Origin of the sequence: Denitrobaculum tricleocarpae (assembly GCF_007004665.1) — a bacterium.
Lineage (GTDB): Bacteria > Pseudomonadota > Alphaproteobacteria > Kiloniellales > Kiloniellaceae > Denitrobaculum > Denitrobaculum tricleocarpae.
In genome coordinates this window covers 115569-137700 of the sequence record NZ_ML660060.1, presented here as the reverse complement: position 1 = coordinate 137700, position 22132 = coordinate 115569, and the positions used below count along the sequence as shown (strand labels likewise).

The 22132-nt window shown below is 61.2% G+C and carries 18 protein-coding genes; 14 read left to right on the top strand and 4 right to left on the bottom strand.

All coding sequences use genetic code 11. From position 1 onward, the window contains the following. The first annotated feature begins 126 nt into the window (after positions 1–126). The 10 genes from FKG95_RS22945 (at position 127) to FKG95_RS30490 (ending at position 12069) form a co-directional block, all read left to right on the top strand. Positions 127–1704: a flotillin family protein gene (locus tag FKG95_RS22945; RefSeq protein WP_142898760.1), complete on the top strand. Its 1578-nt coding sequence runs from the start codon at positions 127–129 to the stop codon at positions 1702–1704. Positions 1705–1756: 52 nt separating this feature from the next. Then, positions 1757–2977, top strand: coding sequence for an urea ABC transporter substrate-binding protein (locus FKG95_RS22940; RefSeq protein ID WP_142898759.1), 1221 nt, complete (start codon positions 1757–1759; stop codon positions 2975–2977). 118 nt (positions 2978–3095) lie between these two features. Then, positions 3096–3962 (top strand): branched-chain amino acid ABC transporter permease, encoded by an 867-nt coding sequence (locus tag FKG95_RS22935; protein ID WP_142898758.1) that lies wholly within the window; start codon positions 3096–3098, stop codon positions 3960–3962. Positions 3963–3968: 6 nt separating this feature from the next. Then, entirely contained in the window at positions 3969–5003 is a 1035-nt protein-coding gene (locus FKG95_RS22930) for a branched-chain amino acid ABC transporter permease (protein ID WP_142898757.1), read from the top strand. Beyond that, a complete protein-coding gene (locus FKG95_RS22925; protein ID WP_142898756.1) occupies positions 4993–5712 on the top strand; it encodes an ABC transporter ATP-binding protein in 720 nt (239 codons plus the stop codon). The genes FKG95_RS22930 and FKG95_RS22925 overlap by 11 nt, the downstream gene beginning before the upstream one ends. Continuing rightward, positions 5709–8174, top strand: a complete 2466-nt coding sequence (locus FKG95_RS30245) for an amidase (protein ID WP_142898755.1) — start codon at positions 5709–5711, stop codon at positions 8172–8174. The genes FKG95_RS22925 and FKG95_RS30245 overlap by 4 nt, the downstream gene beginning before the upstream one ends. A gap of 2 nt (positions 8175–8176) precedes the next feature. Then, positions 8177–9961: an AMP-binding protein gene (locus FKG95_RS22915; protein ID WP_142898754.1), complete on the top strand. Its 1785-nt coding sequence runs from the start codon at positions 8177–8179 to the stop codon at positions 9959–9961. A gap of 135 nt (positions 9962–10096) precedes the next feature. Further along, entirely contained in the window at positions 10097–10786 is a 690-nt protein-coding gene (locus tag FKG95_RS22910; protein ID WP_142898753.1) for a hypothetical protein, read from the top strand. A gap of 392 nt (positions 10787–11178) precedes the next feature. Then, the gene (gene pncA, locus FKG95_RS22905) at positions 11179–11802 is read left to right on the top strand and encodes a bifunctional nicotinamidase/pyrazinamidase (protein ID WP_142898752.1); all 624 of its coding nucleotides are present in this window, start codon (positions 11179–11181) and stop codon (positions 11800–11802) included. 30 nt (positions 11803–11832) lie between these two features. Next, positions 11833–12069: a type II toxin-antitoxin system Phd/YefM family antitoxin gene (locus FKG95_RS30490; protein ID WP_142898751.1), complete on the top strand. Its 237-nt coding sequence runs from the start codon at positions 11833–11835 to the stop codon at positions 12067–12069. Positions 12070–12075: 6 nt separating this feature from the next. Here the strand turns inward: FKG95_RS30490 and FKG95_RS22895 are convergent, their stop codons facing one another. Next, positions 12076–14019, bottom strand: coding sequence for a sigma-54-dependent Fis family transcriptional regulator (locus FKG95_RS22895; RefSeq protein WP_142898750.1), 1944 nt, complete (start codon positions 14017–14019; stop codon positions 12076–12078). A gap of 270 nt (positions 14020–14289) precedes the next feature. Between FKG95_RS22895 and FKG95_RS22890 the strand changes: the two genes are divergently transcribed. From FKG95_RS22890 to FKG95_RS22880, 3 genes are all read left to right on the top strand, one after another. Beyond that, entirely contained in the window at positions 14290–15255 is a 966-nt protein-coding gene (locus FKG95_RS22890; protein WP_281281494.1) for a thiamine pyrophosphate-dependent dehydrogenase E1 component subunit alpha, read from the top strand. A 198-nt stretch (positions 15256–15453) separates the two neighbouring features. Next, positions 15454–16467 carry an alpha-ketoacid dehydrogenase subunit beta gene (locus FKG95_RS22885; protein ID WP_142898749.1) on the top strand — a complete coding sequence of 338 codons (1014 nt, stop codon included), beginning with the start codon at positions 15454–15456 and terminating at the stop codon, positions 16465–16467. Positions 16468–16583: 116 nt separating this feature from the next. Further along, the gene (locus FKG95_RS22880) at positions 16584–17702 is read left to right on the top strand and encodes an acetoin dehydrogenase dihydrolipoyllysine-residue acetyltransferase subunit (protein WP_142898748.1); all 1119 of its coding nucleotides are present in this window, start codon (positions 16584–16586) and stop codon (positions 17700–17702) included. Between the two features lie 24 nt (positions 17703–17726). Here FKG95_RS22880 and FKG95_RS22875 read toward each other — a convergent pair whose 3' ends face one another. Next, positions 17727–18833 carry a hypothetical protein gene (locus FKG95_RS22875; protein ID WP_142898747.1) on the bottom strand — a complete coding sequence of 369 codons (1107 nt, stop codon included), beginning with the start codon at positions 18831–18833 and terminating at the stop codon, positions 17727–17729. Positions 18834–19139: 306 nt separating this feature from the next. Next, the gene (locus FKG95_RS22870; RefSeq protein ID WP_179954235.1) at positions 19140–20279 is read right to left on the bottom strand and encodes a S1 family peptidase; all 1140 of its coding nucleotides are present in this window, start codon (positions 20277–20279) and stop codon (positions 19140–19142) included. 115 nt (positions 20280–20394) lie between these two features. On the opposite strand from FKG95_RS22870, the gene FKG95_RS22865 reads away from it, so the two are divergent. Then, a complete protein-coding gene (locus FKG95_RS22865) occupies positions 20395–21117 on the top strand; it encodes a S1C family serine protease (RefSeq protein ID WP_142898745.1) in 723 nt (240 codons plus the stop codon). Here FKG95_RS22865 and speB read toward each other — a convergent pair. After that, positions 21102–22070, bottom strand: coding sequence for an agmatinase (speB, locus tag FKG95_RS22860; protein WP_142898744.1), 969 nt, complete (start codon positions 22068–22070; stop codon positions 21102–21104). The genes FKG95_RS22865 and speB overlap by 16 nt on opposite strands. Between the last annotated feature and the right edge of the window lie 62 nt (positions 22071–22132).

Below are 22132 nucleotides of genomic sequence, written 5' to 3'. Positions count from 1 at the left end.
ATTTCCTGGGAAAATAAATTGACCCTTTAAGTGTTCAAGCGATAGCGGAGAGCTCTTGCTCGTTGCTCCGTTTCGCGACGCCTGAAGTGAAGCTTTGACCTTCGGCATCAAAAAGAGGGGAGATTCGTGGACCTACTCGCAACTCTCATTGTCCTCGTCGTCGTCCTGGCAGTCGCGATTGCCTTCCTGCAGAGATTCTATCGCAAAACCACGCGGGAGAAGGCTCTGATCCGGACCGGCGCCGGCGGACAGAAGGTGGTCATGGACGGCGGCGCGCTGGTCCTGCCTTTCCTGCACCGGGCCGACCAGATCGACATGCGCACCATGCGTCTCGAAGTGCTGCGCACCGGCGAAAAGTCGATGATGTCGGAAGACCGTCTCCGCCTTGATCTGGAAATGGAATTTTATCTGCGCGTCCAGCCGACACCAGAGGGCGTCGCAACCGCGGCCCAGGCCATCGGTTCCCGGGCGCTGAACCCGGACAACCTGAAGACCCTTTTCGGCGGCCGTTTCATCGATGCCATGCAGGCCGTAGTCGCAACGCAAACCATGGATGAACTGCACGAAAACCGCGGTGTCTTCGTGACGAAAGTCGCCGAGACCCTGAAGGAGAATTTAGCGCAGAACGGACTGTACCTCGAATCGGCGTCTCTGGTGCGGCTCGACCAGGCACCCTTCAGCGCGCTGGACGACAACAATGCTTTCAATGCCGTCGGCATGCGCCGCCTGGCGGAAGTTATCTCCGCTAACAAAAAAAAGCGCGCCGAGATTGAGGCCGACGCGGATGTCGCCGTGCGCCACACGCAACTCGATTCTCTGAAGCGGAAACTGGAACTGGACCGCGAACAGCAACAAGCCCAGATCGCCCAGACCCTGACCATCGAAAAACTGAAAGCCAAGTCTTCTGCGGAAACCGAATTGACCCGGCAACAGGCAGAGGAAACCGCCGCCCGCGCAAGGATCGAACGGGAACGCGGTGTGAAGGTCGCGGAGATCGAGCGCGACCGCTCCTTGCGGGAAAACGAGGTCACGGCCTTGCTTGCGGCGGAGACCGCCAAGCTCGAGAGTCAGATCGCCCTGGCCCGCAAACGCACCGAGGAAATGTCCGCGCAGGCCGAAACCGAAATGAAGCGCGGTGAAATCGTCCGGGCGCAGGAAGAAGTTCAACTGGAAAAAGACCGCCTTGCGGCAGAGCGCGAACGCGCAACCGCGATGATCCGGGCAAAGCAGGAAAGCGAGGTCTCGGGCGAACAAACCCGCAGCGCCAATGCCACCCTGCAGGAGAGCGCCGCGGCGGAAGCCAGCGCAACCGAACGCCGGGCCGAAGCGACCCTTAAGCTGATGCAGGCGGAAGCCGAAGGCAAAGCCGCCATGATCGAAGCGGAAAACATCGCCAGCAGCGAGCTCCTGCGCGCGAAACTCGACACCCACAAGGTCGACAAGCTGCCTGAAATCGCGGAACGCATGGCGAAACCCCTCGAGAAGATCGACTCCATCCGGATCAACCAGGTCTCGGGCCTGGGTCAAGCGGGTGGAACCGGCGGCAATTCCTCCGGCGCCCCCATGTCAGGCGCGGTGGACGGGATTCTCAATCTCGCGCTCCAGCTCCCCGCCATGCAGAAACTCGGGGAAAGCATCGGGGTCAACCTTGACCTTGGCAATAGGGAGAGCGACCCTTCTAAAACAGCGGACAAAGCCGGCTAAAAAAACAACGCGCTTGTCCAGGACCAGACTCTAGAGAACAGGGAAACTGAATATGTCTGTAAATCGCAGGAAAGTTCTTAAAGGTGCCGCCGCCGCCACGGCGCTTATTGCGGCGCCGGCCATTGTGCGTGCTGAAGACACCATCAAACTTGGCTCTATTCTCGACACCTCCGGCATCTTCGACCTCTACGGTAAGCCCATGGATAAAGCCGTCGACATGGCGATCGATGAGATCAACAGCGATGGCGGCATTGCGGGGCGCATGGTCGAGAAGATTGCCTACGACACCCAGTCTGATATGGCGCTCTACACGCAGTTTGGCCAGCGCCTGGCCCGGCAGGACAAGGTGGATGTGGTGCACGGCGGCATCCTCTCGGCATCCCGCGAGGCGATCCGGCCGACCCTGCGCAAAAACAAGGTGCTCTACTTCTACAACGTGCAGTACGAGGGCGGCGTCTGCGACCGTAACATCTTCTGCACCGGCATCACCCCGGCGCAGCAGGCCGAAGTTCTGGTGCCCGCCGCGATCGAGAAGTGGGGCAAGAAGGTCTATGTTCTGGCCGCCGACTACAATTACGGACAGATCACCGCGAAGTGGATCCAGCACTACGCCAAGCAAGCCGGCGGCGAAGTCGTTCAGGTCGATTTCTTCCCGCTCGACGTTGCCGACTTCGGTTCCACCATCACGAAAATCCAGGACACGAACCCGGACTCCATCATGTCCGTTCTGGTGGGCGGCGCACATCTGTCCTTTTACCGGCAGTGGGCGGCGGCCGGTATGAACAAGAAGATCCCCATGGCCTCGACCACCATGGGTGCGGGCAACGAGCATGTGGTCCTGACCAAGGAAGAGGGTGACGGCATCATGCTGGCCTACTCCTTCTCCAAGGAACTCGAGACACCCGCCAACCAGGCTTTCCTGGAGCGCTGGACAGAGCGCTACGGCGCGACAGACGATGTGCACGAACTTGCGGTCGCGACCTATCAGGGCGTTCACCTCTGGGCGGAGGGCGCACGCAAAGCCGGTTCCGTTGCACGCGATGACGTGATTGCGGCTCTGGAGGCCGGCGCGGCCTTCGACGGCCCGACCGGCCGGATCTCGATCGATCCCAAAACCCATCATGCGACCTTCGACGTCCATCTGATCGAGGTGAAAGATCAGAAGATGGCTGTGCAAGAGACCTTCCTGCAGCGGCCGCCGGTCGATACGCAGACGGTCTGCAATCTGGAAGAAAATCCCAACGACACCACACAGTACGAGATCGATATCTGATCTTTGAGGTGCCTGGTGTGGTGGAACTGAAATTCGTGTCCTTTATGACGTCTTTGCCTGTTACGGGGTTAGGCGCGAGGGCTAGAGTTCAAAACACGACCGGTCCGGAGCGTCCTTGATGGATTTTTCTGCAGTCGTCGTCATGGAGATCCTATACGCGATCGCGGTGCTGGTATTGATCAGCGCCGGGCTCGCGGTGATCTTCGGCATGATGCGCGTCATCAATCTTGCCCATGGTGAATTTCTGACCCTGGGCGGCTATGCGGCCATCATGTCGAACCAGGCCGGTCTCAACATCTATCTTTCGATCCTGGTCGCCGCCCCGCTGGCGGCGGCCCTTTTCGGTTTTCTGGTCGAACATTTCATCGTGCGCTTTCTCTACGGCCGCTTGATCAACACCATGCTGGCCACCTGGGGACTCAGCCTCGCCATGATCGGCGGCTTCAGTATGATTTTCGGCAACACCACGACCGGCATCACGACGCCCATTTCCGGCTTCACCGTCGGCCAGTACCAGGTCAGCGGCTACAATCTCTTTGTCATCGTCATCGCGGCCCTCGTGATCGGCGGCGTCTACCTGGTCCTGAAAACAACCCGGGCCGGTCTGGTCGCGCGCGGCGCCATGCAGAACCCGGAAATGGCGCAGGCCTTCGGCTATAACACCAAACGCGTCTATATGTTCACCTTCATCGCAGGCTCCGCGCTCGCCGGGCTCGCGGGCGGCGTCATGGCGCCGCTGGTCGGGATCAATCCGGCGGCGGGTGCCGCCTACATCGCCAAGGCCTTCATCACCGTGATCTCCGGCGGGACGGCGGTGATTTCAGGGACGCTTGCCAGCGCCGGCCTCTTCGGTTTCGTGTCGCAGACCTTCACCTTTCTCGCAACCCCGGTGGTCGGCGAGATCGCGCTGCTGGTCGCCGCTGTGGTGCTCCTGCGCCTCCTGCCAACCGGCATCACCGGCCGGTTTCTCAAAGACAAGGTGTAACGGGCGATGCTACGCGAAACCGCCTTCTCCGCCGCTGTCGGGCTCGCACTTCTGGTGGCCGCGCCCTTTCTTTTCGACGACATCTACACCCTGACAGTCTTGACCATCTACGGCTTGCTCGCGCTCAGCCTGGGCTTCATCTGGGGCTTCGGCGGTATTCTCTGTTTCGGTCAGGCGGCCTTCTTCGGTCTCGGCGCTTACGGCTTTGCCATCGCGTCGATCAACTTCGCCGATCCCTGGATCGCGGCCCTGGTCTCATTGATCATTCCGGCGCTCTTTGCCGCGGCCCTGGGCGCTATGCTGTTTTATGGCCGCCTGAGCGATGTCTATCTCGCCGTAGTCACACTCGTCGTGACTCTCATTCTCTTCAAGTTCATGAACTCCACCGCGGGCAGCGCCTATAAGATCGGCGACGCCCGCCTCGGCGGCTTCAACGGCATTCCCGGCTTCGACACCCTGACCCTGCCCTGGGACTCCAGCGAGTATCTGATCAACGAGTATCTCTATTACTTCTGCGCCCTGATTCTGCTGCTCGCGTATCTGGGCCTGCGCTGGCTCCTGACCGCGCCCTTCGGACGGATCCTGGTCGGCATCCGGGAAAACGAACTGCGGGCCGAACTGGTTGGCTATGACGTGCGCTTGGTCAAAACCCTCGCCTTCGCCATCGGCGGCATGCTCGCGGGTCTGTCGGGTATGCTCTTTGCCAACTGGGCCGAAATCGTCACCCCCGCCCTCTTCAGTCTCAGCCAGTCCGCGGAGATCATCATCTGGGTCATCGTTGGCGGCGCGGGCAGCCTTTTGGGTCCCATCGTCGGCGCCTTTGCTTTGGGCGCGCTGAAATTCTTCCTCGGCCAGCAGACCCTGGTGAACAATCTCTTCGTTCTGGGCAGCATCCTGGTGGTCACGGTTCTCTTCCTGCCGCGCGGGATCGTGCCGACGCTAGCCCCCTTCTTCAAGAAACGCCGGCGCAGGGCGACGGCGGCAGGAGCCGGAAAACGCGGCGGACGCAACGCCCGGCGGAGGCTCCGTCATGCGCGCTGACGCGATCCTGGAAACCCGTGCCGTCACCATGCGTTTCGGCGGCGTCACCGCTCTCGAGAACGTGGATTTCCGCCTGGAAAACGACGAACTGCGCTGCCTGATCGGCCCCAACGGCGCAGGCAAGAGCACTTTCTTCAAGTGCCTGACCGGCCTGCTCAAGCCCAGCGAAGGCAGCATCTACCTGCAGGGCGAAGACTGTACCGGCATACATCCCCACGCCATCGCGCGGCGCGGTGTCGGCATCAAGACCCAGGTGCCCAGCGTGATGAACACCCTCACGGCCCACGAAAACATCTGGCTCTCGGCCCGGCAGGCGCAAAGCAGCTGCGAAGCCAATCGCACAACTGAGGAAGTCCTGGAACGGCTCGAGCTGCAGGATATCGCCACCGACGAGGTCGCGACCCTGGCCCACGGCAAGCGGCAACTGGTGGAGCTGGGCATCGTCATGGCCGGACGGCCGGCCCTGGTGCTGCTGGACGAGCCGGCGGCGGGCCTGACCGGGGAAGAGGTCGAGCGCATGATCGAAGTGATCCACGAACTGAACCGGGATGCGGCCCTGGTCATCGTGGAACACGACATGCACTTCGTGCGCAGCATCGCTCAGACCGTGACGGTTTTTCACCAGGGCCGGGTGCTGACCGAAGCGCCGGTCGAGGCGGTCATGGCCGACCCGGCGGTGCGCGATGTCTATCTGGGGAAACGGGCATGAACGCGATCACCTCCACAGCCCCGGAAAAGGATCAGACTGGCAACGACAAAGCCCCACTTCTGTTGGAAGTCAAAAACCTGCTGGGCGGCTACGGCGACATTCCGGTGCTGCGCGGCGTCAGCCTGACGGTGCACGAGGGCGAAGCGGTCGGCCTGCTCGGCCACAACGGCATGGGTAAGTCGACCCTGCTGAAAACGATCATGGGCTTCCTGCCCGCCACCGGCGGCGCGGTGATCTTCGACGGCGAGGACATCACCAAGAGCAGCCCGCACCTGCGCGCCCGGGCCGGGCTGGGCTACGTGCCCCAGGGCCGGGGGATCTTCAGCCAGCTCAGCGTCCTCGACAACCTGCGCTTCGCCTGGCCGGCGGAGACCGGCGGCACCGCCGACGAAGCCGTGGAGCGCCTGCTGGGATGGTTCCCGCGCCTGACCCGCCTGCTGGACCGCCAGGGCGGCGCGCTCTCCGGCGGTGAGCAGCAGTTGCTGGCGCTCGCGCGCTGCCTGATCGCCGAACCGCTGATGATGCTGCTCGACGAACCGACCGAAGGCATCCAGCCTTCGATCATCGAAGAGATCGAAGAGACTCTCAACACCATCCGGCGCGAGACCAATCTGACCATCCTGGTTGTGGAGCAGAACCTGGAATTCCTCAGCGCGGTCTCCAGCCGCCTGATGATCCTGGAACGCGGCGCCATCACCGGCGAGGTGCCCATCGACGCGGCGGTCAATCCGGCGCTGATCGAGGAGTTCGTCGGCTTCGGCGCGGCACGGCAGACCAGTGGCAGAGTAGCCGCCCCCGCAAACACTGCGCCCGCCGTCCCGTCCTCCATTCAGCCGGCCGCCAGCGAACACCTCTCCTTCACGAAACCAAACGCAACGACGGCAAAACCATCGCCCATCCACCCCATGCCCGGCAGCACCCCACCGGCGCCACTCAGGGAGGCCTACATGACCGTTCGACGCCCCACACTGGATCAGATGCGCGGAGTCGTCGGCGGGCTCGGCATGTCCATGAGCGACCGCGAGATCATGGATTACATGACCATCATGGAGGGCACTCTCCAGGCCTATGACCGGGTCGATGCCCTGCCGGACAACCTGCCCCAGGTGAAGTATCCGCGCACGCCGGGCCGCCGCCCGAACCAGGAGGAAAACCCGCTCAATGCCTGGTACATCAAGACCGATATCCGGGGCGCACCTTCGGGTCCCCTGGAAGGCAAGCGCGTTGCCCTGAAAGATAACGTCTGTCTGGCGGGTGTGCCCATGATGAACGGCGCCTCGACGCTGGAGGGCTACACGCCCGATATCGACGCCACCATCGTCACCCGCATTCTGGATGCGGGCGGCACCATCGTCGGCAAGGCCCATTGCGAGTACTTCTGCCTTTCGGGCGGCAGCCACACCAACGCTACTGGCCCGGTACACAATCCCTACAAGCTGGGCCATACGGCGGGCGGCTCTTCCTCCGGGTCCGGCGCACTGGTCGGACTGGGCGAGGTGGAGATGGCCATTGGCGGCGATCAGGGCGGCTCCATCCGAATCCCCGCCTCCTTCTGCGGCGGCTATGGTATGAAGCCGACCCACGGCCTGGTGCCCTACACCGGCATCATGCCCATCGAGCCGACCATCGATCACACCGGCCCCATGACCACCAACGTGGAGGACAACGCCCTGCTGCTGGAAGTGCTGGCGGGTGAAGACGGCCTGGACCCGCGCCAGTACGCGCCGAAGATCGACAAGTATCTGACGGCGCTCGGGCGCGGCGTCGCCGGTCTTCGGATCGGTCTGGTACGCGAAGGCTTCGGCCTGCCCAACAGCGAGGCCGACGTGGACGCTAAGGTACGGCAGGCCGCCGAGACCTTCCGGCGGCTCGGCGCGATGGTTGAGGAGATCTCCGTGCCCATCCATCTGGACGGCACAGCGATCTGGACGCCCATCGCGCTGGAAGGCCTGACCGATATCATGATGCACGGCAACGGCTTTGCGACCGGCTGGGAAGGCCTCTACATGACCAGCCTGCTGGATCATCACGCCAACTGGCGCAGCCGCGCCGACGAGCTCTCACCGAGCCTGAAGATCTCCATGTTCATCGGCGAGTACATGCTCAAGCACCATCGCGGCCACTACTATGCCAAGGCGCAGAATCTCAGCCGCCGCCTGAAACAGGACTACGATCAGGTGCTGCAGCGTTACGACCTGCTGATGATGCCGACCCTGCCCCTGAAGGCCCCGCCGCTGCCCGGGCCGGACGCGCCGCTCTCGCTCTATATCCAGCGCGCCTTCGAGATGATCTCCAACACCGCCCCCTTCGACGCCACGGGCCATCCGGCCATGTCGATCCCCTGCGGGATGAGCGAGGGCCTGCCCATCGGCCTGCAGTTGATCGGCAAGCATTACGACGAGTCCACCATCTACCGCGCCGCACATGCCTTCGAGCAGGCCGGCGACTGGAAGAGCATGTAGTCATGAACTACGGCTTCACCATCGGCGATCTTTCGCAGCCGATTACCTCCCTGTCGGACAGTGCAGCGGAGAGCCGGAGCGAAGATTCCGAAAGCCTGAAACCGCATGACGGCCTCTCCTACGTCACGGGCGACCGCCGCCAACCGCTCTGGCGCAAGACCGTGCCCCAGGTGCTGGCCGACACCGCCCTTCAATACGGCGCGCGCGACGCGGCGGTTTTTCCCGCGCATGGGGTCCGCTGGAGCTATTCGGAACTGGCGCGCAAGGTCGACGACCTAGCAGCGGGCCTGCTGGCCATCGGCATCGAACCGGGCGACCGGGTCGGGATCTGGTCGCCCAACCGCCCGGAGTGGCTGCTGACCCAGTTCGCCACCGCGCGCATCGGCGCGGTCCTGGTGACGGTCAATCCGGCCTACCGCAGCGCCGAGCTGGAATACGTTCTCAACAAGGTGGCCTGCAAGGCGCTGATCATCGCCGAGGCTTTCAAGTCGACTAACTATGTCGAGATGATCACCTCCATCGCGCCGGAGCTGGCCGAGGCCGAAGCAGGGCGTCTGTCGTCAAGCAAACTGCCCTTCCTGCGCTCGATCATTGTCACCAGTCCCGAACCCATCCCCGGCATGCTGCGCTTCGACGAGCTGCTGTCGCTGGCCGGACCGGCGCAGCGCCTGCGCCTGGACGACATCACCGCGAAGCTGGACCCGGACGATCCCATCAACATCCAGTTCACCAGCGGCACCACCGGTTCGCCCAAGGGCGCGACCCTGACCCATTTCAACATCGTCAACAACGCGCGTTTCGTGGTGGAGCGCATGCGCCTGACCGCCGACGACCGCCTCGCCATTCCGGTCCCGCTCTATCACTGCTTCGGCATGGTCATGGGCAGCCTGGGCTGCGCGACCCAGGGCGCGGCCATGGTCTTCCCCAGCGAGGCCTTCGAGGCCGAGACGGCGCTCAAAGCCGTCGCGCGCGAGCGCTGCACCGCCTTCTACGGCGTGCCGACCATGTTCGTCGCCATGCTGGATCATCCCGCGTTCCGCAACCACGACCTCTCGTCGCTCAGGACCGGCATCATGGCCGGCGCGCCCTGCCCCATCGACGTCATGAAGCGCGTCATCGCCGACATGCATATGCGCGAGGTCACCATCGCCTACGGCATGACTGAGACCAGCCCGGTCTCCTTCCAGAGCCACTGCGACGACCCGCTCGACCGCCGCGTCTCCACCGTCGGACGCATCCACCCCCAGCTCGAAGTGAAGATCGTCGACGCCGAGGGCCGCACGGTCCCGGTCGGCCAGGAAGGCGAACTCTGCACCCGCGGCTATTCGGTCATGCGCGGCTACTGGAACGACGACGCCCGCACCAAAGAGTCCATCGACCCGGCGGGCTGGATGCACAGCGGCGATCTGGCGACCCTGGACCGCGAGGGCTACTGCGCCATTGTCGGGCGGGTGAAGGACATGGTCATCCGCGGCGGCGAAAACATCTATCCCCGCGAGGTCGAAGACTTCCTGCACCGCCACCCCAAAGTCCAGGACGTCCAGGTCTTCGGCATCCCCGATCCCAAGTACGGCGAAGAACTCTGCGCCTGGATCGTCCTAAAGCCGGGGGCCGATGCGACCACCGAAGACATCACCGCCTTCTGTAAGGGCCAGATCGCCCACTACAAGGTGCCCCGGCATATCAGGTTCGTGGAAGAGCTGCCGATGACGGTGACGGGCAAACCGCAGAAGTTTCTGATGCGGGAGCGGATGGCGGAGATGTTGGGGCGTAATCAGGACAAATAATCGTTTCGCTCAATGGTTGGCTAATCGCAAAATCGGAGTTTTGACAGCAATGCTAATCGACTAAACTGCTAACAGGACCAATCCAACACTCGGACCATTGCGTTGATCTGTTCAACTGCGAGAGGAGTCCTACCAATGGAATTCGCCGAAAGGCCAGGCGGTGGTTACAACGAACCCACTGTTGAGTTCAAAAATAATCCTACCATCGAGAATTACCTACACCTAAGGCGCTCAGACCCCGATGCTGAAATAGAAATATCAGTATTCGGAGGGATCGATGCTTTATTCGCTATGGAAGATGAACTTGAGCGGTTCGGGTTTGATCCACAAACTGTGGCCTCAATTTTTGATGCAGATGAGGATGCAGTTAGTTCTCTAAGCTTGCAGCTGATGGAAAAAATTGTTCAGGCTAAGGAACTAACGCGCGATGGAGAAACTCATTTAGTGCGCAGGGGTATTGCTGTCCCCGATAAACTGATCGACTGGCTCATCTGCGCAATGTTAGATTCTCTCAGCTGGAACAATGAGTTAATAATTCATCGTGACCTTATCGTGCCTATTCGAGAACGGCTAGGAGGCCCAAACCCTCAATATCAGCAAACAATCGACGCTCACGAAAAACGTCAGGCCGCGATATGGCTAGCAGCACAAATGAAGGCTCAAGGGACAGAACCTACCATCCGAGGGATAGCACAACACTTCGCAGTTGCACCTAGTACTGTGGCTCGATGGTTTCCAGGTACAAGCTTTCAAGAGGAAGCAGAGAAACTCTCCAAGTTCTTCGACAAAGATGGAAACATCGAATGGCCATCCAAACCTGAATAGCTGTTGCACTAGAAAAAAATTGCGCAACACTGGCTAGAAACGTTTCTTAGATCTGTCTTTCGGCGTAAAGGTAGCTCGATATGAATCGTTTCTTCGACGTTCTTGAAAAATCCAGATTAAGTGTTGGTAACTGTAATGCGTCAGGTTTAGGCATATTCTGCCTAACCATCATAGTTCTATCGGCCATCTTTTTCATGTAACCGGCGGTTCAAAGAGTACTTAGTTTCCGTCAGTGTCTTGGACTCCTGGGCCGAAAGCGTGGACTTGCAGACACACGATCATTCCGATCTACCTGTTTATATCTTATTTAGAAGTCTCCGATCGCGTCTGGCAGGACACCCACAGCTTAAGTTAACTTCTCCAGAATACTCTTTTTAGAACGGATCATCTTCATGCCCATCACGCCTCTTGAAACCGATCTCCTTCTTGTCATCGACGTGCAGTACGACTTCTGTCCCGGCGGCGGGCTTGCGGTGACGGATGGCGATGCGGTGGTGCCGGAGATCAATCGGATCGCGCGGGACTTTGCGCATGTGGTGATCACCCAGGATTGGCATCCGGCGGGGCATTCTTCCTTTGCCTCCAGCCATGACGGGGCTGCGCCCTTTTCGCAGGTAACCATGCCTTACGGCGCGCAGACGCTCTGGCCGGATCATTGCGTGCAGGGCACCCGGGGCGCGGAACTGCATGACGAGCTGGAGCTGCCGCAGGCGGAGATGGTGATCCGCAAGGGCTATCGGACGGAGATCGATTCCTACTCGGCCTTTTTCGAGAACGATCAGAAGACCCCGACCGGGCTCGCGGGCTATCTGCGCGAGCGGGGGTTTCAGCGGGTCTTCTGCGTCGGGCTGGCCACGGATTTCTGCGTGCGCTTCTCGGCGGTGGACGCGCGCAAGCAGGGCTTCGAGGCGACCGTGATCGAATCCGCCTGCCGGGCGATCGATCTGGAGGGTTCTCTGGCCGCCGCCAAGAGCGAGATGACCGGGCTGGGTGTTGAACTTATGCCGAGCTGGTAGTCAAACTGCAAAGCTCAAGGAGCTCTGACCATGCGCTTCACCGTTGACGAGGCCCAGACTCATTTTTCGAAACTTCTAGCCGCTGTAGAAAGTGGTGAAGAGGTCACGATTTATCGGGACGGCAAAGCTGTCGTTGTGTGCGTACCGGCCAAACCTCCAGCGCCCTTCCCCTTTGGCATTTGGGCAAAAGACGGGACAGAAAGCCCTTCGTTGGACCACATGGTTGGCCCAACAGATGCAAGTCTTCTGGGCAATAAGGACGACTGAGGCAACTTACCTCTTCACCCCCAACCTTTTCATCCGGCGATGCATCGTCGAGCGGCTGATGCCGAGCAGTTCGGCGGCGGCGGAGACCTTGCCGTGGCAGCGCTTCAGGGTCTGTTCGATCACCAGGCGTTCGGTCTCTGTCTTGTGCGATGACGCCGCGCGCGGTTCCAGAGCCGCGGTCAGGCGGGCGGGCAACGCGGTCAGTTCCACCGTCTCGCTTTCGCTCACGGCAATCGCATAGCGCAGGATCTGCTGCAGCTCGCGGACATTGCCGGGCCAGGGGTAAGTCTCGAAGAGATGCAAAACCTCCGGCGTTAGGGTGAGATCCCGCCCCGCCGCATCACAAAGTCCCTCGAACATCTCGGTGATGAAGAGCCGACGGTCCCGGCGGGCGCGCAGCGGCGGGATCGTGAGATTCGCCCCGGCGATGCGGTAGAAGAGGTCCTCCCGGAAGCGCCCCTCCGCCACCAGGGCCTCGAGATCCTGATGGGTCGAGGAGATCACCAGAAGATCCAGCGCGATGGGCGCACCGCCCAGCGGGGTCAGTTCCATCTCGGACAACACCCGCAGCAGGCGGGTCTGCAGCTCCAGCGGCATATCGCCGATTTCGTCCAGGAAGAGCACGCCGCCGTTGGCCTCGGCGACCTTGCCGCGATAGCCGCTCTTGGCCGCGCCGGTGAAGGCGCCGGGGCGGTAGCCGAAGAGCTCACCCTCGATCAGCGTCTCGGGAATGGCAGCACAGTTGACCGCCACGAAGGGGCCCTTGGCGCGAGCGCTGATCCGATGCAGGTGCTTGGCGAAGACCTCCTTGCCGCTGCCGGTCTCGCCTGTCACCAGGATCGGCAGACCGGCATCCACGATCCGCGCGGCGAGCGCGAAGTTGCGCTCCATCACAGGATCGGCGCCGACGATGACCTCGGAAATCTGCTTTGAGGTTGGCTCTTGTCTCGCTCTGGGTTTCGCCCGCGCCTGCGGTCCAGACTTTTGCCTCTGCACCGTTTCGCCGTCGGAGAGACAGCGCGCGAAGAAACGGCCGGACGTCACGTCCTCCAGAACGATGGGCTCCTCGCCCTCGGCGCGGGTCCGGATGAAGAGATCCACTTGATCTTGCAGCCGGTACTCCATCGTCGAACGTTCGATCACCGGGTCCAGCAGTGTCTTGGCGGCGGGCGACCAGGCGGCGACCCGGCCGCCGGAGGACATGGCGAGCAGGGTCGCGCTCGCCAGATCGCTGAATCGGGAATCCTGGGACAGGGCAACGATGGCGTGGCCGCTCTGGAAGTGCGCCATGAAGAGCTGGTTCTCGATCCGGCGCGCCGCATTGGCGACGATCTGCATGACCAGCTGCTGGGTCTGGTGATCGGTCGGGCGCGGTGTGGAGACGTCCAGCGCCGCGATCAGTTCCTGATCCGGGGAATAGATCGGCGCGACGGTGCAGGTCAGCGGCGTGTTGTGAATGGCGAAGTGATCGTCCATCACCACGGAGATCGGCTGCCCGGTGGCCAGACAGGTGCCCACGCCGTTGGTGCCCTGAAAATCCTCTTTCCAGATCACGCCTGGATAGAGACCGGAATCCCGGGCTTCCTTGTCGATCTCGTCACTGCAGCGCACATCGACCGTGATGCCGTCGGCGTTGGCCAGCAGCACCACATAGTCGAGCTTCGCGAGGCGCTCATGCAGCCGGTCCAGCTCCGGCGCGAAGATCGATTTCAGCACGTCGAAGCGGTCGCGCAGGGGCGTGACCTCGACATGGCTCAAGATGACCGGCTGGCGCACCTTGTGGGGTTCGATGCCGTGGGACAGCACGCAACGCCGCCAGGAGGCCTCGATGGTCCTGGGCACCCTGTTGCGTTTTGATCCTGACTTTGGGTTGGAGACCGCCGCGTCATGCGCGATCGCGGCCAGCACCCGTTTTACGTGACGTGTTTCCGCACCGCCATCCAGGTTCATCGCTTTCCTCCCACGCCGCTTTTTGCGCAGCTTGTGAGCAGCAGTATAGCACCCAATGGGTTAAAAACGGAGTCGCTTCGAACTGTGTCATTGCGACAGTCTTCATTGCGACAGTTGTCGCATCTGCAACATCACTAGGGCGCTATCCAGTTGAAAGACAAGGAAAGCGAATCTGGCACGCCCTTTGCGGGCAAGAGAGCAAGGAACAAAAGCTCCGCCTCACTCAGGCGACACGAGAGCTGCAACAATAGTCTAAGGGAGGATCCGCAGGTGCAATTAAACCGCGATGACCTGAAAGAAGCCTATCGGCGCATGTGCCTTATCCGTGAATTCGAGGACAAGGTTCACGATGAATTCGCCGCCGGGAACATCCCCGGCTTCGTCCATCTCTACGCGGGCGAGGAAGCCTCGGCGGTCGGGGTCTGCATGCACCTGGAAGACCGGGACGCCATCGCCTCGACCCACCGCGGCCACGGTCACTGCATTGCCAAGGGCTGCGACGCGGAAGGCATGATGTCGGAGATCTACGGCAAGAAGGACGGCCTCTGCGGCGGTAAAGGCGGCTCCATGCATATCGCCGATCTCAGCAAAGGTATGCTGGGCGCGAACGGGATCGTCGGCGGCGGCCCGCCCCTGATCTGCGGTGCGGCCCTGACCGCCAAGACCCTGAAGACCGGCGGGGTCGCCATCGCCTTCCTGGGCGACGGCGCGTCGAACCAGGGCACGACCCTGGAATCCTATAACCTCGCCAAGGTCTGGAACCTGCCCGCCATCTTCGTGGTCGAGGACAACGGTTATGCGGAATCCACCGCCTCCGCCTGGTCCGTCGCGGGAACCCAGACGAAACGCGCCGAAGGCTTCGGCATGTCGGGCGTGGAGGTCGACGGCCACGACTTCTTCGCGGTCTGGGAAGTGGCGCGGGAAGCGATCGAGCGGGCGCGGGGCGGCGAAGGTCCCTCCCTCATCCACGTTAAGCTCAACCGCTACTACGGCCACTTCGAAGGCGACGCCATCACCTACAAAGGCGAGGACGAAATCGACAAGATCAAGGCCACGAAGGACTGCCTGAACCTCTTCAAGCAACGGGTCGTCGAAACCTCCCTGCTGGAGAGCGATGAGCTCAGCGAGATCGAGGGTAACGTGAAGAGTTACATCGATCAGTGCGCGGCCACGGCCACCAGCGCCAGTCCGCCGGCAGAGGCCGATCTGATGACCGATGTCTACGTGAAGTATTGAGGTTCTGACTCACGCTGTTTGATTAGGTTCGACTGCCGTCGAACCGGCACCGGCGTGTTCTTTGATTAGGTTCGACTGACGTCGAACCGGCGCCAGCCCTCTCCCCCTCCCGACCACCCACAGGATAATCGCATTGGGTGGTCGGGAGGGGGAGAGGGCTGGCACAGAAACAAAATAGGCGACGGAAGGGAGCAAAAAATGTCCGTAAAAAGCTATCGGCAGGCGCTCAACGAAGCGATCTACCAGGAAATGGAACGGGACGAGCGGGTCGTCGTCATGGGCGAGGACATCGCCGGCGGCATGGGCGCGCCCGGTGAGGACGATGCCTGGGGCGGCGTTCTCGGCGTCACCAAGGGCCTGATGCCGAAATTCGGCCGGGACCGGGTGCTGGACACCCCGATCAGCGAAAGCGCCTTTATCGGATGCGCGGCGGGCGCGGCTGCGACCGGTCTGCGCCCTGTGGCAGAGCTGATGTTCGTCGACTTCATGGGCGTCTGCTTCGATCAGATCTTCAATCAGGCCGCCAAGTTCCGCTACATGTTCGGCGGCAAGGCGGTCACACCATTGGTGATCCGAACCATGTACGGCGCGGGATTCCGGGCGGCCTCGCAGCACAGCCAGTGCCTCTATCCCCTCTTCACCCATATCCCGGGCCTGAAGGTCGCGCTGCCCTCCAATGCTTACGAGGCAAAGGGCCTGATGACCCAGGCGATCCGCGACGACGATCCGGTCGTGATCTTCGAGCACAAGGCCATGTACGACGAGGAGATGGAAGTGCCCGACGAGGCCTATGGCATCCCCTTCGGCGAGGCCAACGTGACCCGCGAAGGCGACGACGTCACCCTGGTGGCTTTCGGCCGCATGGTGAACCTGGCAAATGAGGCAGCGGACAGCCTGAAGGCCTCGGGCATCACCTGCACCGTGGTCGACCCCAGAACCACTTCGCCGCTCGACACCGAGACAATTCTGGAAACCGTTTCCGAGACCGGGCGTCTGGTGGTGATTGATGAAGCTCATCCGCGCTGCAACATGGCCACAGATGTTTCGGCCCTGGTCAGCCAGGAGATCTTCAGCGACCTGAAAGCTCCGGTCAAAATGGTGACCGCACCGCACTGCCCAGTACCCTTCTCGCCGGCCCTGGAAGATCTCTACATTCCCAGCACCGCTAAGATCGAAGCGGCCGTCCGGGAGGTGTTGGGAAAAGGCCACTAAAAATTGCATTCTTTACAGAATGTAAACCACCTGTGCGGTTATTGAGCCCGTTGAAGGAATAGGATTTTTTACCTTCAATTCGACTTAAAAAAGGTCAAATATTTCGGAGACGCTGAATGAGCGGGAATATCGAACCAATCCTGATGCCCAAGTGGGGCCTCGCGATGGAAGAAGGCATGCTGGTTGAGTGGCAGGTTGAGGAAGGCGACGCGATCGAAAAGGGGCAGGAGATCGCGGACATCGAGACCACCAAAATCACCAATGCGTTCGAATCTCCGTTGACGGGTCAGTTGCGCCGCTTCGTGACCATGGATGGCGAAACCGTACCGGTGGGCTTCCTGCTCGCTGTATGCGCCGAGGAAGACGTCGACGATGCCACGATCGACGGGTTCGTAAGGGACTTCAAAGACAATTTCGTCCTGGACGAAGCCGCTGCGGGCGCTGCGGAACCCGAGACCGTGGAAATTCAGCCTGGCCAGTCGATCCGTTACATGACGATGGGGTCGGACAGTGACGAGCCGATACTGTTCGTGCACGGCTTCGGCGGTGGGTTCGATAACTGGATGCTGAATCAGGAAGCCTTGTCCGAGGACTTCCAGACCTACGCGGTGGACCTGCCCGGTCATGGTGGCTCGACGAAACAGATAGGCGATGGTGAGCTCGCCACCCTGACCGACATGCTGCAGAGCTTCATGTCGGCCATGAAGATCGGGCGCGCGCACCTCGTCGGGCACTCCATGGGCGGCGGCATCGCCCTGGATCTCGCCACCCGCTATCCGGATCAGGTGGCTAGTCTCTCGCTGATCGCGCCGGTCGGTTTCGGGCCCGATATCAACATGGAGTACATCGACGGCTTCATCACCCAGACACGCGCACGGAAGCTCCGGGCCGTGATCGAACTTCTGGTCGACGACCCCACGGGAATCTCGCCCGACATGATCGAGGACATCATCAAGTACAAACGCCTGGACGGCGTCGGTCCGGCCCTGGAACTGCTGCGTGACAAAAATATGCCCGCAGGTCAGCAGGCGTCGGCACTCAAGGACCGTCTCGATGACCTGGTCGCGCCGACACAGATCATATGGGGCCGGAACGACCGGATCATTCCCGCCTCCCATGCAGAAGGGTTGCCCGACAGACTGAAGATACAGATCTACGACGATACCGGGCACATGCCGCACATGGAGCGTGCCAACGAGGTCAACGCCCTGATCAGCGCCATTGTCAAAGGCTGAGCGTGACGGAATGAAAGCCTGAGGTCAGTGCAGGGTTCTGCCTGTCGCGTCACTGCGTTCGAAATGCCAGGAACGGGTGTGATGGGACATGACTTCACTACCGGGTGACCGCTTCCGCAGGGGCAGAATCAAACCCGCGGTCCGGAGGCTTTCCGCAAGACTTGAGAGTGCGCCGGCGGATAAACGGATTGCGGCCGGCGGCAGCCAGTTTGCAAGCGCATGATGGGCGGGGGCGCTATCGCTCCGCTGGAAGCCTGCAACCGCATGCAGCAGATCCGCCTCATCGGGCGAAAGATTCGGGCATGCAGGCCCGCGTACATCGACCATACGGCTGGCAGCGTAGGCAATGTTGCGCAGAACAGCGTTCAATCCGGCAGCGCAACCTGAAACACCATAGTGTCCGAAGTGCGCCTCAAGAACAGGAAAAGGATCCTTTTCCTGATGCAGACAGCCTACCCAGCGCCGCGTGCCCTGCAATATAACCGCCTCCCCCAGTGTCAGGTCCTGAACCCGCTCGACAAGGGGAGTACACGCTTTTCGGCTCTTCTCGAAGAGTGATGTTTCGCCCTGTAACATCTCGACGACCATGCCGGTCATGGAGTGCCCTGACTTCAAAAGAAGCATCGCAAACAAGCGGGCGTGCCGGGTGAAGGTGGGATTGAAATCGGCGTTTATCAGCCACTGTACGAGCATTGCCGCGCGCTCGATTTCCGTTTGCTGAAACGCAGAGAGGATCGATAGAAAGTGCTCCTCATGAATAGAGAGGCACTCCTCGTCATAGGCATTGATGCGCAGTTGGCAGCGCGCGCCTTGTCCAAGGGCTGTCATGAGCCGGCCAAAAGTCTCGAGCGCCTCCGCAAGATGTGCATCCCCGAAGACCTTCGTAAAGGTCGCGCTCAGATAGTCGAGTTTTCCGATGTTCAAGCCCAGCTGACAGAGATCTGGCTGGGTGGGATTTAGCCGTACCGGGTTCGTTGGATCATCGCCACCATAGCTATCACGGCCGTCCTCCCCCCGACGGGCATGATCATATTTTCGCAACGACCAGATGACCAGGGCTTCCGGCAATGTCAGGTCGGCCACAACACGGACTTTTTGGCCTTCCAGGCCATGCTGCATACCGCGATTCATGTGATCAACTCCTGTCGCTGTGACGATTTCCAATCCGGTAGAAACAGATTTTGAGAATGAGTTGCATTTGCATTTTAGTCAAGTGAAGAGTCTGGTTTCGAAGTGGAAAGAAAGACCCTCACTCGGTCGGGTAGATTGGCGGGCGAAAGAGACGGCTGACCAGGAGACCGGCCAGACCAGAGACTGGCGGCCTGCCACTGGCCGTTACAAAAGCTTTATCGGCTGGATCGTGGTGTAGCCGGATCTGCAACCGGGCAAGTACCGGCTCGGTTTCAGCTCAGCATGCCCTTCACTCCCCCCCTTCACTCAGCGGGGCTGGGGCCGGGGCGGCGGTTCCTTCATGAAGTGCTCAGCCGCCAGGGCCGCGCGCGGATCAACTTCCTTCAGGCGCTTGAGGGCCAGTTGAGCGATTTCCAAGTCGTTCCCCCAGACCCCGGCCTGTATGGCGAAACGCAGCACCTGCGGATCCTTCGGCGCATGCTGCATGAGAAAGTGCAGATGCGGCAGCTCTTCCTCATAGCGCAAAGCCATGTGGTAGGTGATCGCCAAACCGATCCGACTGTTCAGTGCATGAGGGTCCTGCTCAATGGACTCCAGAAAGAGAGCCAGGGACTCGTCAGTCATCCTGCGGATGCCAAAGGCCTGGCCCGCCAGGTCATAGAGCTGCCGATTGCCGCTGCGGCGGCAGGCCGTGGTCAGCGCCTTGATCTGCTGTTCGTCCAACGCGCCACGGCGCCCGCGCAGGTTTTCGAGCTGCAGGGTACAGATGCGGACCGCAGCCCCTATCTCTGCGCTGACAGCTTCATGTTCAGGTCCGCTTCGGTCTTTCAGGGTAGCGAGATCGGCGGAGGGCACCGCCTCATGCCGTCCTTCACCACCCGCCGCCACGATACCGATCAGCCGGCCGTCCTGATCAACCAGCGCGCCGCCACTGTTGCCAGGCTGACTGTGCGCCGTGTGATGGAGGCGTGCGAGGGCTTTATCCTCAGCAGGCAAAAGCGTGACACCTCCCGGATCATAAGCCCTGATCCTTTGTAACCGGACATCGGCGCCCACGGTGAAGAGCTTCGAATCTTCCTGCGCATCCACTGCCTGCAGAACCGGCCCCGGCGGCAGATCAGGCGCCGAAAGCAAGATGATATCGGCCTTGTAATCGCTCGGCACGACTCGCGCTTCGATCTTGCTGCCGTCCTGAAGGAAGAGCTCGGCTGATTGGCGGTCGGCCACGACATGGCGCGCCGTCACCAGTTGTGTCTCGCCGATGCGTACCGCGCTGCCGACCGGATCAAAGGCCGAGATGGCAAAGACCGCCAGACGCGCCGCGCAAACGGCCACAGGCTGGCGGCAATCATCGTCCTGAGCATGAGCGGCAGCCGGTAGGATGAGAACCGCAAAAGCAACGAGAGCAAAAGGCAGGAGCTTCAGGAGATCGGTTTTTTGGTGCACGTTCTGCGGCTTTCGAGCAATTGCGGAGGCGTAATTTATCCTGACGGCGGTTTACCGCGGCAGAGGAGTCTGCTCTAGTCGGTCAAGGGCAGCAATTGATAATTGGTTGGACGCTATGGAGCGGGTTCTAAAGGCATTTTGCATCGGCATCTTCGCACTGCCGCTTGCGCACTCAGCGCCCCTGCAGGCGGACCACGCGGAAACAGCCTGGAAGATCGCCTCGCCCTCGGTGGTTTCTGTGCAACCGACCTGGCCCGGGTACAACAGGCCGGGTTTCGGTGCGCCGCAAGGAACGGCGCCCGAAGGCACAGGTGTCGCCATCCTGGAAGAAGGTCTGATCGTCACCGCCGCCCACGTCGTTGCGCGCGCCACGGAGGTCAAGGTTCGGGATCACGAGGGGAACCAGATCGCGGCTAAGATCCTTGCAATCGACGGCGCCTCCGACATCGCCCTGCTGCGGATCGACGCGCCCACACAACCCATCGAGATCGCCTCCGATCGCCCCGCCACCGGCGCCCATGTCTGCGCCATCGCGAACGCCTTCGGGCTCGATCTCAGCATCACCTGCGGCATTGTCTCGGCCAATGCACGCTCGGGGATCGGCTTCAACCCGATTGAGGACTTCATACAGACCGACGCCGCCGTCAACCCGGGTGCATCAGGCGGCGCGCTGATCGACGAAGAAGGACGCCTGGTCGGCATGCTCAGCGCCATCTTCACCAAGGAGTCCGACGCCAACGCAGGAGTCAATTTCGCCGTCTCGGCGGAACTCCTGCGCACGCGGGTCGACAAGATGCTGGAGTCTCAAGACCAGGTTGAGCCTCAACCCGCGCGCTGATCCCGCTCGTGGAAAATAAAGCCCAGCACATTCATCAGGAACTGCGCGGCCAGAAACGCGGTTGAACCGCTCTGGTCGTAATCGGGCGCGACCTCGACGAAATCGATGCCGACGATGTCGCCGCGCTTGGCCAGGCCCTGGAAGAGCTCCAGAACTTCGTAATAGAGGAAGCCGCCATGGCTTGGCGTTCCCGTGCCCGGTGCGATCGAGGGATCGAAACCGTCCACATCGACCGTCGCATAGTAGCGCACACCTTCCGGAATGCGGGCCAGCACGCCTTCGGTTCCAAGCCTGCGCACGTCGCGCACCGAGAGGATGTCAGAGCCCGCATCCCGCGCAGCCTGATAGTCTTCCCGGTTGGAGGAGGAAACATTCCGAATCCCCATCTGAGTGAATCCGGTTACATGTGACATCTCCGACGCCCGGCGCAGCGGGTTGCCGTGGCCGTAACGCACCCCGTGGCGCTCGTCGACAAAGTCCAGATGCGCATCGATATGAATGATGTGGACCGGCGGCTGATCGTCGAAGGCGCGGATGCAAGGAATATGCACCGAATGATCGCCGCCAAGAACGACAGGCAGCGCGCCTGCTTTCAGGATCGCACGAACGCCGGTTTCGATGTTGGCATGGCTGTTGATGGTGTCGGTATGGATGATATCCGCGTCGCCGATATCGACCATCCTGACCTTGTCAACCGGCAGATAGGTGATGTCGTCTTCAAAATCGTAAGCACCGCCGTGCCCGAAGGAGAAGAGCGTGGAGGCTTCACGGATCGAACGTGGACCGAAGCGCGCACCGGCGCGGTACTGAGTGCCCATGTCGAAGGGCGCACCGAGGATCGCGACATCAGCTTCAATCTTGTCCCACTCCAGGCAGATCGGCTGTTTCCCGAAGGTACAGTGACCGACAAAGGGAAGATTGAGCCGCCCCGTCTCGTAACCATGCTTCGACATCTTCTCCATCCTCTGCTGCCGTATCACTCACCGCGCCAGGATAAGGCCTAAAGGCTTTTCGA